Raw genomic sequence first — 13,141 nt, forward strand, 5'->3', positions numbered from 1 at the left:
TAGGTGGAAAAATACCCCGTAAATCCCCGTTTGAGGGTATTCACCGGATGCTTACGGTAATTCAGAACACGGTCGGTAATATTTTTAGCGGTCAGGTCGTGGGCGAAACGGCAAAGAGCCTGTCAGAACGCTTTGGGAAAGTATTACAGAAACGCCAAAGTATGACGATTAACCGAAATGACAAATCAACTTCAATTTCTACCCAATTAGACAGTCTTATTCCAGCTTCAAAAATCAGTACACTTACACAAGGTATGTTTGTCGGTTCAGTGTCCGATAACTTTGACGAACGTATAGAACAAAAGATATTTCACGCAGAAATTGTAGTAGATAACGAGAAAGTTGCTGCCGAAACAAAAGCGTACCAGAAGATACCGGAAATTTTATCCTTTGTCGATGAAAGCGGAGAAGATAATATGAAACGGGATATTGAGAACAATTATCGTCAGATAAAATTAGACATTGTTCATATCGTGGAAAGTGAAATGGAGCGTATAAAGAACGACCCGAATTTACAGCATTTGATACAGGAGGGATAATATTGAATTTTTAAATCATTTATTTTGAAATATTTTAAATTACAGCGTCTTATAAAAGAGAGCAGACTTTTTTATTAACTTTGTTAAGTGAAAAAAATGTTTTCAATATTATTATTGTCTGTGTATTTAATTTCGACAACTGAATTAGGTCAGTTATTGAAGTTTCCTATACTTATAGAGCATTATTTCGATCACAAAGAAAAAAATCCGGAGGTTACTGTTTTGCAATTTTTGGAAGTTCATTACGCCGGGAGCCATCTGGAAAACCATCCACACGATGACGATTATGAACAAGACAAACAATTACCGTTTATCGTACATATCGATGTTTTGAATATCAGTTTTGTACTTGTCCCCCCTTTTAGTTTTGATATAGAAACCAAAAAACTTGTAGGCAAAGAACCCAAAACCTTGCCTTTGGACGATACATTTTCTGATAACAATTACCGTTCTGCCATCTGGCAACCTCCGAAATTCTGTTAATCTTTTTTGATTTCCACGATGAATCCTTTCATCGTGCATTTGCTGTTTGATAATACTTTCATTCGGGCAGTCGGTGTATTTTGTGTCCGCCTGTAGGATTGATCATGTATTGGAAACGTCAAATCTCTTTATTTATCATTTACGATTAACAGAATAAATTATGCTTACAAAAATCATTGAGTTTTCTGTAAAGAACAAACTCATTATAGCATTATTGGTTCTTGGTTTAATCGGCATTGGCTCTTATCAGGTAAGCAAATTACCGATTGATGCTGTGCCGGACATTACCAATAATCAGGTGCAGGTTATTACAATCGCTCCGTCTTTTGGGGCAACCGATATCGAACGTCTGGTTACTTTCCCAATTGAACAGGCGAACTCCAATATTTCCGGACTCAAAGAAATCCGCAGTTTCTCCCGTTTCGGATTGTCCTTGGTTACCATTGTTTTTGATGATGGTATTGATGTGTATTGGGCAAGACAACAAGTGGCAGAGCGGCTGCAACAGGTTCAGAATGAAATTCCGCAAGGTATCGGAACACCGCAATTAGGGCCGATTTCTACCGGTTTGGGCGAAATCTATCAATATGTCGTTCGTCCTAAAGAAGGTTTTGAACAAAAATACGACGTTACGGAACTCCGTACCATTCAGGATTGGATTGTGCGTCGACAGCTACTTCAGGTCAAAGGCGTAGCGGAAGTCAGCAGTTTTGGCGGTAAATTGAAGCAATACGAGATTGCCGTGAATCCCGACCGACTCAATGCTTACGGCATTACCATCAATGATGTTTTTGATGCACTGAATGCCAATAACCAGAACACCGGCGGTGCTTATATCGAAAAAGGGCCAACCGTTCTCTACATTCGGAGCGAAGGTTTGGTGGGCAATATTGAGGATATTCAAAACATTTCCATTACCAATAAAAACAACGATGTACCGCTGTTTATCCAAGATGTAGCTGATGTCAAAATTGGCTATGCCACCCGTTACGGAGCGATGACTTACAACGATCAGGGCGAAGTTTCGGGTGCGGTGGTGATGATGCTGAAAGGTGCCAACAGTAGTCAGGTCATCAAAGATGTAAAAGCCAAAGTGGCTCAAATCCAGAAAACCCTGCCCGAAGGCGTGGTGATAGAACCCTTTCTTGACCGTACCAAAATGGTGAATAATGCCATCAGCACGGTAGAGAGAAACCTTATGGAAGGTGCTTTAATCGTGGTATTTGTCCTCGTTTTATTTCTCGGAAATTTCAGAGCCGGCTTACTCGTGGCTTCGGTGATTCCACTGGCAATGCTTTTTGCCATTTGTATGATGAACCTTTTCGGGGTGAGCGGCAATCTGATGAGTTTGGGTGCACTGGATTTTGGATTAATCATCGACGGAGCGGTCATTATTGTAGAAGCCGTCCTGCATCAGTTATCCCTCAATCCTAAGTTCAAGAGCCTGCTGAAAATTCCGTCCAATGATATGGATAGTGTAGTTACAGAATCTGCCGGAAGAATGATGAACAGTGCAGTTTTCGGACAAATTATCATCTTCATTGTGTACATTCCGATCCTAACATTGCAGGGGATTGAAGGGAAAATGTTCCGCCCGATGGCAGAAACGGTGGCGTTTGCATTATTAGGTGCATTTCTGCTTTCCCTAACCTACATTCCGATGATGAGTTCGGTTTTGTTGAAGAAAAGAAGTTTAAAACCTTCGTGGTCGGACAGGGTAATGAAGAAAGTAGAAGCGCTTTATTTGAAAACCTTGCTGAAAGTTTTACGCATTCCGAAAACCATTTTTACCATAATCGGGATATTGTTCATCACGGCAATAATTCTGCTAAGCAGAATGGGCGGCGAATTTATTCCGTCTTTGGAAGAAGGTGATTTTGCGGTGGATACCCGCGTTTTACCGGGCAGCAACCTTACCACCACGATTGAAAGTACGCAAAAAGCAGCCCATATCTTAAAAACCCGTTTCCCCGAAGTGGAAAAAGTGGTCACCAAGATAGGAAGTGGAGAAGTGCCTACCGATCCGATGCCAATGGATGCTTCGGATATGATGGTCATTCTGAAAGACAAAAAAGAATGGACTTCCGCCAAAACGTTTCCCGAATTATCAGAAAAAATGAGCAAAGCACTGGAAGATGTGCCCGGTATTACAGTTGGTTTTCAGTATCCGGTAGCGATGCGTTTTAATGAACTGATGACCGGTGCAAGACAGGATGTGGTCATCAAAATCTTTGGCGATAATCTGGATTCTTTGGTGCAAAATGCCAACCAACTCGGTAAAATCATTGAAACGGTAAAAGGTACACAAAACCTTTATATAGAACCGGTTTCCGGGCTTCCGCAGGTGGTGGTAAAATACAATCGTCCCGTGATTGCTCAGTATCATCTTTCTGTTGCAGATGTCAATCGGGTGATTAATACCGCATTTGCCGGACAGAGTACAGGTTTGGTTTTTGAAGGCGAAAAACGCTTTGATATGGTAGTACGCCTGAATGCCAGTGACCGAAAAAACATCAATGATATTCAAAATCTATTGGTTCCAACACCTGCAGGCAATCAGATCCCGCTCAATCAGCTGGCAACCGTAGATGTGGTGGAAGGTCCCAATCAAATTCAACGTGAAAATGCACAACGCCGTATTGTCGTCGGCTTCAACATCAAAGACCGTGATGTGCAAAGCATTGTGGAAGAATTGCAGGGTAAAGTGGACAAACAGATTAAACTTCCGGCCGGCTATTCTATTACGTATGGCGGTTCTTTTGAAAATCTGAACAACGCCAAACAACGGTTGATGATTGCCGTTCCGCTGGCATTGGCATTGATATTTGTCCTGTTGTTTATGGCGTTCAAGTCGATTAAAGAAAGTCTTCTGATTTACACCGCCATTCCGTTGTCGGTCATCGGAGGTGTATTTATGTTGAATTTACGCGGAATGCCTTTCAGCATCAGTGCTGCCGTTGGTTTTATCGCTCTTTTTGGCGTAGCGGTTTTGAACGGTATTGTATTGATTTCAGAATTTAACCGACTGCATAAAAACGGCATTAGAAATATCGTCAGAATTGTGATTGATGGCGGCGAAAGCCGATTGCGTCCGGTATTGATGACCGCAGCCGTTGCCTCCCTCGGCTTTATCCCGATGGCAATAAGCACAGGTGCTGGAGCAGAAGTGCAGCGACCTTTGGCGACCGTGGTAATTGGCGGACTGATATTGGCCACTTTGCTCACCCTTTTTGTCCTACCGCTTTTATATGTCAATATCGAAAATGGATTTAAAATGAAAAAACCAAAATCCAAACATGTCGCCTCTGTTCTGTTGATTTTTATGCTGTTTTCAGGAATAAAAATGAAGGCACAAACCATAATTTCTTTAGATGAAGCCGTGCAAACAGCGTTGCAAAACAATCGCAACCTGAAAAATGAAAAACTGCGTTCGGATTATGCCAAAGCATTGATTAAAACTTCTAATGCCGATATTCCGCAAACCGCAGTTACAGCAGATTACGGACAAATAAATAGTGCATACAACGATATGAAATTCGGGATTTCACAGAGCATCGCTTTTCCAACTGTGTATCAGAAACAGAAAAATTTGCATTCCGAAGAATGGAAAAAAAGCCAGTTGAATGTTTCGCTTAAAGAATTTGAACTGAAAAAAGCCGTCAGCCAAAGTTATTTCCAGATAGTGTATTGGAAAGATAAGGAAAAATTGCTGAATGAAACGTTGCAACTGTACACCCAATTTTTAGACAAAGCCAGTTTGCGTTTAAAAGCTGGAGAAAGCAATATTCTGGAAAAAACAACGGCTTCCAACCAAAAATCGGCGATTGAGATTCAGTTGAAACAAGTGCAGCAGGAAATAAAAACCTTGCAGTTGCAGTTCAGTTGGTTGCTCAATTCCGAAACGGAATATCTTCCTTTGGAAAATTCCAGACCGGTTCTTTTGCTTCAGGAAAATGCTTCGCATCCCTTGTTACATGTATTGGAACAGCAAAAAACGGTTGCCGGCAAACAAACCGAAGTGGAAAAATCCAGACTTCTTCCGGGTTTGCAAATCGGTTATAATCTCAATTCGTTCAAAGGTATGGGACCTGATGATAAACTGTATTCTGCTACACCACAGTTTCATTCGGTGATGGTAGGTGTTGGCATTCCAATATTTTCAGGCGGACAAAAGGCAAGAATTCACGCTTCTAAAGTGGCGGAAAGCATTGCGGAAAACGATTGGCATAATACGGAATTTGCATTAGAGAAAAAACAGAAACAGCTCAAGCAAATGTATCAAACGAATCTCGAAATCATCAACCGTTACGAAACTGATGAACTGAAAAATGCAGACATCATTACCAAAACAGCACAGCAACAATTCATTAACGGAGAAATCAATTATCTGGAATTTGTAATGCTCGTCAATCAGGCAGTTTTGCTCAAAAGCAATTATGCAGATGCCCTATTGAAACTAAACGAAAGCGTGGTTGAACTGAATTATATCACGATTCAGTAGTTGATGAACAGGATATTTTAAACAGTAAACAGAATTTTTCAAATCAATATATAATTAGACAAGAAAATGAAAATATTAAAATTATACGGTTCTTATTTTTTGGTCTTGATAGTACTGCTTTCCGCAGTTCAATGTCAACAAAAACAAGAAACCACCGCCACCAAAACTGCAAATCCGAAAGACGAAAACACGGTTATTTTCACCGATGCACAGTTACACAATACCCCCATTGAAACCGCGGAACTGTCGATGCAGCATATTTCCACCGTATTGAAACTCAACGGTAAAATTGATGTACCACCGCAAAATCTGGTTTCCGTAAGTACACCGCTGGGCGGCTATCTGAAAAGCACCCGCCTTTTGCCAGGGATGAAAGTAGTTAAAGGTCAGGTAATTGCCGTTATTGAAAATCCGCAGTTTGTACAGTTGCAGCAGGATTATCTGATGGCAAAATCCAAATACCACTTTGCCCAACTGGATTATAACCGACAAACTAAGCTCAACCAAAGCCAGGCAAGTAGTGATAAAGTGATGCAGCAGGCACAATCCATTATGAGCGATCAGAAAATTCTGATGAATTCCATTGCCCAGCAACTGAAGTTGGTCAACATAAATCCGGCTAAGATATCTGCCGGAAATATTCAGCAGAGCGTACCTGTCTATAGTACCATCAACGGTTTTGTGAGCAAGGTGAATGTGAATGTAGGCAAATATGTAACGTCTTCGGATGTGCTGTTTAAACTCATCAATCCTTCTGATATTCACCTCAATTTAAAAGTGTATGAAAAGGATTTGGAAATGCTGAAAACCGGGCAACAGATTGTGGCTTATACCAATGTAGATCCTTCAAAAAAATATGCCGGTGAAATTTTGCTGACGAGTAAAGACGTGGACGGAAGCGGCATGGCTGAGGTTAATTGTCATTTTGAAAAATACGATCCTGCACTCATTCCCGGAATGTATATGAATGCCGAAGTGAAAACAGAAAATTCTTTTGCCAATGCTATTCCGGAAGAAAGCGTGGTGGATTTTGAAGGGAAAAGTTATGTCTTTACAGAAACCGGGAAACAGACCTGGAAGATGGTCCCGGTCACATTGGGAATTTCCGAAAATGGCTTTGTTGAAATCCTCAACTTTGCTGATTTTCAAGGTAAGAAAATCGTGGTCAAAAACGCCTATACCATATTGATGAAGTTGAAAAATACCAGTGAAGATGAAGAATAACAGTCAGATAAAATCTGATATAAAAATTTAAAATAATGAGAAATTCAACAAAAATATTTACCCCGCTTCATCGTGGTTTACACTGGGGCACAGCTCTACTAATGACGGTTTTGTTTATCACCGGATTTCTTCGGATCAACTAGATGGGTAAAAAAGCCATTCTGGGAGCTATTGAAAAAAATATGCAAAGCATTGATTTAACCAATGAACAAACCATCGTAACAGTAAAAAGCATTCTGGACCCTATGTGGCAATGGCACGTATATGCAGCGTATGTTTTCTTTGTAATCATTGCGGTTCGCATCATTTATATGTTGGTAAAGGGCATTCGTTTTCCAAATCCTTTTTCGGCAAATACATCAGCAAAAGAAAAATTTCAGGGATTTATTTATCTGCTATTTTACTTGTTTGTGATTGTTTCATCCATCACCGGAGCCTACCTGAAATGGTGGAATGGAGACCTGAAAGATACAATGGAAACCATTCATAAATGGGCAATTTACTGGTTTCCGATTTTTATTATTTTGCATTTTGGCGGGATTTGGCTGGCAGAAAAAACAGCTCAAAAGGGAATTGCTTCCAAAATGATTGGCGGAGATGATTAATAAATTTAAGAATGAGACATTTATTATTGATACTCATATTGTGCGTTTATCAATTGGGAATAGCACAAACGGATAGTTTGGTAACAGGTCAAAAGATGGATCAATCATTTGACCACGCCTATCAATTTAAATATAAAAAGCTGATTGTACCTTCTGTTTTTATCGGATACGGAATCCTGAGCCTGACGTCTGATGATCTGAAACAGCTGAACCGTTCCACCCAATATGAAATTGGGGAGCATCAGCCGGATAAAATAAAACTGGATAATTATACCCAATACGTACCTGCAATATTGTTTTATGGATTAAATGCTATTGGACTTAAAGGAAAACATAATTTGAAAGACCGAAGTATTATTTTAGGCACATCGTTGCTGATTTCAAGTGCTGTCGTATTACCTACCAAGCATTTGGTGAGAGAAGAACGACCAGATGGTTCTAATAATTTGTCGTTTCCTTCGGGACATACTACAACTGCTTTTACAACAGCACATTTTATGTTCCGTGAATATCAGGATGAAAATATTTGGTTAAGTTTGTCTGGTTATCCAATTGCTGTTTTTACGGGAGTTTATCGCATTTTGAATGATAAACATTGGGTGGGTGATGTGGTTGCAGGTGCCGGTATTGGAATTCTCTCCACAGAAGTTGCCTATTGGTTGTTCCCAAAAGTCAGTCAATTATTTTCAAAAGATCATAGCAAAAATAGTGCTCTTGTATATCCGTTTTATCAAAATAAAACAATGGGATTAGGTTTGTCTTTAAACTTTTAAATTTATAAAAATGAAAAATATATATAAATTCATTATCGTTCTCAGCATTGCCTTAGTGGCACTTGTTCTGGAATTTATCCTGAAAGAACCGCATTATGCTAAAATCTTAATTACGGCAACCGGCATTTTGATGTCCATTGTTCTTCTGAAAGGAATGATCGACGTGCTTCGTTCCGGGAATTTTGGCGTGGATATTTTGGCGATTTCTGCCATTGCTGCAACCTTAGCTGTTGGTAATTATTGGGCGGCACTCATTATCCTCATTATGATTACCGGAGGTGATTCGTTGGAAGATTATGCCCAGAAAAAAGCCCGGAAAGATTTAAAATCATTGCTTGATAATACACCCCGAATTGCTCATAAAAAAACAGGAAACGATTTACATGATATTCCTGTGGAGGATATTAAAATCGGTGACATCATCATCGTAAAACCCAAGGAAATTATTCCCGTGGACGGAATTTTACTGAGTGCAGAGGTGCTGCTGGACGAATCTTCGCTCACGGGCGAATCCAAACCCGTCAACAAAACCAAAGGCAACAGCTTATGGTCGGGTTCGGTGAATGGTTCGGGAGCCATTACCATTCAGGTTTCCAAACTCGCCAAAGACAGCCAGTACCAGCAACTCGTGCAATTGGTGCATAATTCCGAAAAAGAGCCGGCACATTTTGTGCGAATGGCGGATCGGTACGCTTTGCCTTTTACCATCGTTGCTTTTTTAATTGCCGGAATTGCTTATTTGATTACCAAAGATCCCAACCGCATTGCCGAAGTGTTGGTGGTGGCTTCGCCCTGCCCGCTGATTCTGGCGGCTCCCATTGCCCTGATAGCCGGAATGAGCCGTTCCAGCAGAAATGGGGTGGTGATAAAATCCGGGACTGTCATCGAAAAACTGGACAGAATGAAAGCCATCGCCTTCGATAAAACCGGAACCTTAACCAAAGGCGATCTTACTGTGGACGACATCATCCCGGAAAATTCTTATTCGCAAGACGAACTGATTGATTTTGTAGCCAGCGTAGAACAGCAGTCTTCCCACGTTTTGGCGGTTTCGGTGATGAAATATATCGGGGATAAACCGATTCCTCTGGCAACAGATTTAAAGGAAATAGAAGGAAATGGTATTGAAGGAAAAGTAAACGGCAAACTGGTGAAAGTGGGTAAACTGAATTTTGTAACGACCGAACCCATTTCAATTAAAACGGAAAAAACCTCGTTATTTGTTTCGGTGAATGACAAATATGCAGGGGAAATCACCTTTACCGATGAAGTGCGCCCCGAAGCCCGGCAAACCATTGCCCAATTAATAAAAATGGGTATCCAAAAAATTATGATGATTTCCGGCGACAAGCAAAGTATTTCTGAAAACATTGCCAAAGAAATTGGCATTACGGAAGTGCACGGTGGCTGTTTGCCGGAAGACAAACTGAAAATCCTGAAAAGTATGCCCGACGAATTTCGCCCGGTTGTAATGGTGGGTGATGGCGTGAACGATGCACCGTCGTTAACCGTTGCCGATGTAGGCATTGCGATGGGTGCTAAAGGATCGAGTGCCGCCAGCGATTCGGCAGATGTGGTGATTTTAAGAGACAATCTGCAAAAAGTGAGTGATATTATTCTCATTTCCAAAGAAACGATGAAGATTGGAACTGCAACTAAAAATGAGAGACTTTTATTACGCTGCTAATTTTTCTTTTTTCAACAGCATTTCCTCCACCTGCTTAGGGGTTTTATAACCTAAAGCGGAATGTATTCTTCTAGTATTGTAAAAGCCTTCAATATATCCGAAAACCTCCAATTTAGCCGATTTTTGATCTATAAATCTCCTGTGATAAACCATTTCAGCCTTTAATGATTTGAAAAAACTCTCCGCTACCGCATTATCCCAGCAGTTCGCCTTTCTGCTCATACTCTGGATTATGTCATTATCGCTGAGTATCGATTTAAATTCGTCGCAGGCGTACTGGACTCCTCTGTCTGAGTGGAAAATCAGCCCTTTTCTCACACCTCTATTCTTAAGAGCCATTTTCATTGCCGATACGGAGGTGTTTTCTGCTGTCATATCTGTACTTAAAGACCAACCCACAACCTTTCTATCGGCAAGGTCAATAACAGTCGTCAAATATAACCAGCCTTTATCGGTATGGATATAGGTAATGTCACCGACCCACTTTTGCGAGAGCGCATCCGCTGAAAAATCTCTTTGGAGGAGATTTTCAGCTATCCTATAACTATGGCTTGAATCTGTGGTGACCTTATATTTCTTCTTCACTTTACTGCGTATCCCGTGTTTTTTCATTAATCTGGCTACATAAGATCTTGATACAACATTTCCTCCTTTATGTAGTTCTGCGGTTATACGTGGACTGCCATAGATGTAACCGCTATCCCTGTGGACTTTCTGTATTTTATCAGTAAGAATTTTGCTCCGCTGTGCCCCGGCAGGCTCTGGTGAAACTAACCAACGGTAAAAGCAGCCGCTGCTAACATTCAATATCTGGCACATCTTCTCTACGGAATATATATCGCGGTTCGCCACTATGAACCGGTATATGGACCGTCTCCCTTGGAGAAGATGGCTATGGCCTTTTTTAGTATGTCACGTTCTAGTTCGGCATCTCTAAGTCGTTTTCGCAAAATCCGCAATTCCTGTTCCTCAGGGCTTATCTTGGGGTTGTCAGGCAAAACTTTATTACCATTATAACGAGGGTTCCTACGCCATTTACTAAGTAGGCTGGGATCAACATCAAGCTCTTTTGCAACTTCCGATACAGAGCCCCTAACAACGCTCAGCTCGACAGCCATCATCTTAAATGAATCATCAAATTTTCTATGCATCTCTACAAATTTAAAATTACTTATTAAATCTGTCTCGCACTAAAGGTAGCAACTCCAGTTTCGTTTTTGCTGGTCAGGCTGTCCTGTACCAGTACACTTATCCTTTTGTCTGTCAGTGTCGTATCTGCTATTTTTGTCAAAGCGGTTATATCAACCAAAGCACCTGCCGTGTCAACCGCGCCTTCTTGCTGTTGGTTATGTGTATTGTTGCCGCACCCGGTCAAACTGTATATCAATGCCATAGCCATTATGCTAAAAAGCATGGATGACTTTCCAAAGTAAAATGGTTTCATTCTCGATTTTATTCAATGCCAAAATCGCTATATTGCACACCGAGTATAAAGCCTCTTAGGTCAATACAGCACTATTAATTATTATAGAAAAAATTAGGCGTTGAATCGAGGAGGGCGGAAGTTATTCTTGAAATGTATAAAACTGTAGTAAGCTTTATAATAGGATACGTATTTGTTCACTAACTGGATGGATATGCTTTCGGGCATCACCAGCCATTCCTGCATCTCGCAGAGAAAAGTTTCGTATTTTGCGTTCTGCGGAAGACTTTTATCGGATGATTTCTCTTCCAATGCTTTGAGCTTTTTCATCAGTACGCATTGACCATTGCAATGCATTTCCGGCTTTGCCCTGTTTTCACACAATACGTTTGTGATATAGGATCGGTTGCTTTCAAACCACACAAATACCCCCATACTTCCCAAACATTGGTAAGCGAGAGATACAAGTATTAGAAATGAAATGATCCTTTTCAATTTAGTTTATATCTTTTTAAAATTGTGCTAATAATTTTCGGATATCCGCTATTGCCTTTTTCGCTTCATCTTCACGGGTGCCATCGTAAACACCTCTTACGTGTCCGTTAGTGTCTACCAATGTAAATGCACCACTATGATCAAAGCCTCCGGGAATGTCGGGGTTTTCCTCCGCATACGAAAAGTAACCCTCTTTTCCTGCAATGTGATAGACAGCATCCTGTGGGCCATTTAAGAAGTGCCAGTTTGAGGGTGCGCCAAGTTTAGTAGCGTAATCTTTTAGCACAGCCGGCGTATCGTGTTTCGCATCAATGGTGTGCGATAATATCACTAAACGCTCCTCGTTTTCAAATTCTTTTGCGATGGTCAACATATTTTTAGCAAGTAGAGGACATATAGTCGGACAACGTGTAAAAAAGAAATCCGCCAGGTAGATCTTATCCGCAACATCTTCATTGGAAATCCATACACTGTCCTGATCCACAAAACGGAATTCAGGTATGCTGTGGTAGATCGTGTCATTAACCGTCTTGCCATCTTTCACCATTGAAACGATTTCTTTCTCGCCCATAATAGGAAGATCCTTATCATCGCGTTGTTGACCACAAGAGGCGAGAAATAATATGCCCAATGGCAGGATTTTGAAAATTTGAAAATACATTGCTCTCTACTGGTTTATTAACTTTGCAAAGTTACAACACTATATAGCTTTCATGGTTTACATAAGCGTGCTATGTGTTTAGGTTTTAGTGCATATCAGGTGTTGTACGGGACACTCGAGGTATTCAATCGATATTTAAGAGCAATAAAATGTATATTTGGTATTTAAATATCGTAGCGAAGAACTAAATTGGCAACCATTTCTTTAGTCTAGCGTTTTCTTTCTTCAGATCCGTTACTTCATCGCTTGTAGCTTATCGTATCACATCTCCGTTTAACCGATTTTCCCCAGCTTCCATAAATTCTTGGTTCCAAACTTAAAATTGAGATTGTGAAATTCAATGCTTTCTACACAATTCTGCTACCGAAGTCTCTGCGCGTAGGCCTTTCCATCACAATGAGAATCTTCTGTTCGGCTGTGTAAGTCTTACGGGTGTCTTTAACAAACTTTTCTGTACTTTTTTCTTTGAAGTGTCCATAATTAAATCTAATGCTTTTTTGATAATAACACTCCGGATCTTTTTAATATTTAGTGTCCACTTTTTGCTGACGATTTACAGGGGCAAAGACAGGGGTTTCAAATTCCAATTGATACTTCCCCTTTTTTAATTCCAATGAAAAACTACCCTCTTCATTGGAAGTCGTTTTGATAGAACTGTTCAATACAGTAACGTTCGTATGGGCAATAGCCTTGCCCGTTCGCGATTTAATAGTTCACCGTATGCTCTGGGCAAAACTGCTCGTTGCCGAA

At 40.6% G+C, this 13,141-nt stretch carries 12 protein-coding genes and 1 pseudogene; 7 read left to right on the top strand and 6 right to left on the bottom strand.

Annotation, left to right across the window (positions count from 1 at the left end):
• The 7 genes and pseudogenes from FM107_RS00645 to FM107_RS00675 form a co-directional block, all read left to right on the top strand.
• Positions 1 to 539 (top strand): annotated as a pseudogene (locus tag FM107_RS00645) (type II toxin-antitoxin system MqsR family toxin); the annotation flags it as partial.
• A gap of 87 nt (positions 540 to 626) precedes the next feature.
• On the top strand, positions 627 to 1,022 hold the full coding sequence (locus FM107_RS00650; protein WP_066852706.1) for a hypothetical protein: 396 nt from the start codon (positions 627 to 629) through the stop codon (positions 1,020 to 1,022).
• 160 nt (positions 1,023 to 1,182) lie between these two features.
• Positions 1,183 to 5,523 (top strand): CusA/CzcA family heavy metal efflux RND transporter, encoded by a 4,341-nt coding sequence (locus FM107_RS00655; protein ID WP_086946603.1) that lies wholly within the window; start codon positions 1,183 to 1,185, stop codon positions 5,521 to 5,523.
• A gap of 66 nt (positions 5,524 to 5,589) precedes the next feature.
• Positions 5,590 to 6,747: an efflux RND transporter periplasmic adaptor subunit gene (locus tag FM107_RS00660; protein WP_086946604.1), complete on the top strand. Its 1,158-nt coding sequence runs from the start codon at positions 5,590 to 5,592 to the stop codon at positions 6,745 to 6,747.
• A gap of 143 nt (positions 6,748 to 6,890) precedes the next feature.
• The gene (locus tag FM107_RS00665) at positions 6,891 to 7,352 is read left to right on the top strand and encodes a cytochrome b/b6 domain-containing protein (RefSeq protein WP_218778882.1); all 462 of its coding nucleotides are present in this window, start codon (positions 6,891 to 6,893) and stop codon (positions 7,350 to 7,352) included.
• 11 nt (positions 7,353 to 7,363) lie between these two features.
• Positions 7,364 to 8,125, top strand: a complete 762-nt coding sequence (locus tag FM107_RS00670; RefSeq protein WP_086946605.1) for a phosphatase PAP2 family protein — start codon at positions 7,364 to 7,366, stop codon at positions 8,123 to 8,125.
• A 10-nt stretch (positions 8,126 to 8,135) separates the two neighbouring features.
• Entirely contained in the window at positions 8,136 to 9,812 is a 1,677-nt protein-coding gene (locus FM107_RS00675; protein ID WP_086946606.1) for a heavy metal translocating P-type ATPase, read from the top strand.
• Here FM107_RS00675 and FM107_RS00680 read toward each other — a convergent pair.
• The 6 genes from FM107_RS00680 to FM107_RS20125 all read right to left on the bottom strand — a co-directional run bounded on the left by FM107_RS00680 (position 9,801) and on the right by FM107_RS20125 (position 13,101).
• The gene (locus FM107_RS00680) at positions 9,801 to 10,664 is read right to left on the bottom strand and encodes an IS3 family transposase (RefSeq protein WP_086946607.1); all 864 of its coding nucleotides are present in this window, start codon (positions 10,662 to 10,664) and stop codon (positions 9,801 to 9,803) included. The genes FM107_RS00675 and FM107_RS00680 overlap by 12 nt on opposite strands.
• Positions 10,664 to 10,963, bottom strand: coding sequence for a transposase (locus tag FM107_RS00685; protein WP_086946608.1), 300 nt, complete (start codon positions 10,961 to 10,963; stop codon positions 10,664 to 10,666). Before FM107_RS00685 ends, FM107_RS00680 begins: the two co-directional genes overlap by 1 nt.
• Positions 10,964 to 10,986: 23 nt before the next feature.
• Positions 10,987 to 11,256, bottom strand: a complete 270-nt coding sequence (locus tag FM107_RS00690) for a hypothetical protein (protein ID WP_086946609.1) — start codon at positions 11,254 to 11,256, stop codon at positions 10,987 to 10,989.
• Between the two features lie 93 nt (positions 11,257 to 11,349).
• Positions 11,350 to 11,565, bottom strand: a complete 216-nt coding sequence (locus FM107_RS00695; RefSeq protein WP_143559390.1) for a hypothetical protein — start codon at positions 11,563 to 11,565, stop codon at positions 11,350 to 11,352.
• Between the two features lie 181 nt (positions 11,566 to 11,746).
• Entirely contained in the window at positions 11,747 to 12,361 is a 615-nt protein-coding gene (locus tag FM107_RS00700; RefSeq protein ID WP_256959262.1) for an SCO family protein, read from the bottom strand.
• A gap of 551 nt (positions 12,362 to 12,912) precedes the next feature.
• Positions 12,913 to 13,101, bottom strand: coding sequence for a carboxypeptidase-like regulatory domain-containing protein (locus tag FM107_RS20125; protein WP_086946612.1), 189 nt, complete (start codon positions 13,099 to 13,101; stop codon positions 12,913 to 12,915).
• Between the last annotated feature and the right edge of the window lie 40 nt (positions 13,102 to 13,141).

This window comes from Sphingobacterium sp. JB170, from assembly GCF_900163865.1.
Taxonomy (GTDB): Bacteria; Bacteroidota; Bacteroidia; order Sphingobacteriales; family Sphingobacteriaceae; genus Sphingobacterium.

Coding starts and splice junctions, on each gene's coding strand:
- FM107_RS00655 (WP_086946603.1), top strand. CDS start 1,183: ATGCTTACAAAAATCATTGAGTTTTCTGTAAAGAACAAACTCATTATA.
- FM107_RS00660 (WP_086946604.1), top strand. CDS start 5,590: ATGAAAATATTAAAATTATACGGTTCTTATTTTTTGGTCTTGATAGTA.
- FM107_RS00665 (WP_218778882.1), top strand. CDS start 6,891: ATGGGTAAAAAAGCCATTCTGGGAGCTATTGAAAAAAATATGCAAAGC.
- FM107_RS00670 (WP_086946605.1), top strand. CDS start 7,364: ATGAGACATTTATTATTGATACTCATATTGTGCGTTTATCAATTGGGA.
- FM107_RS00675 (WP_086946606.1), top strand. CDS start 8,136: ATGAAAAATATATATAAATTCATTATCGTTCTCAGCATTGCCTTAGTG.
- FM107_RS00685 (WP_086946608.1), bottom strand. CDS start 10,963: ATGCATAGAAAATTTGATGATTCATTTAAGATGATGGCTGTCGAGCTG.
- FM107_RS00690 (WP_086946609.1), bottom strand. CDS start 11,256: ATGAAACCATTTTACTTTGGAAAGTCATCCATGCTTTTTAGCATAATG.
- FM107_RS00695 (WP_143559390.1), bottom strand. CDS start 11,565: ATGAAAAAGCTCAAAGCATTGGAAGAGAAATCATCCGATAAAAGTCTT.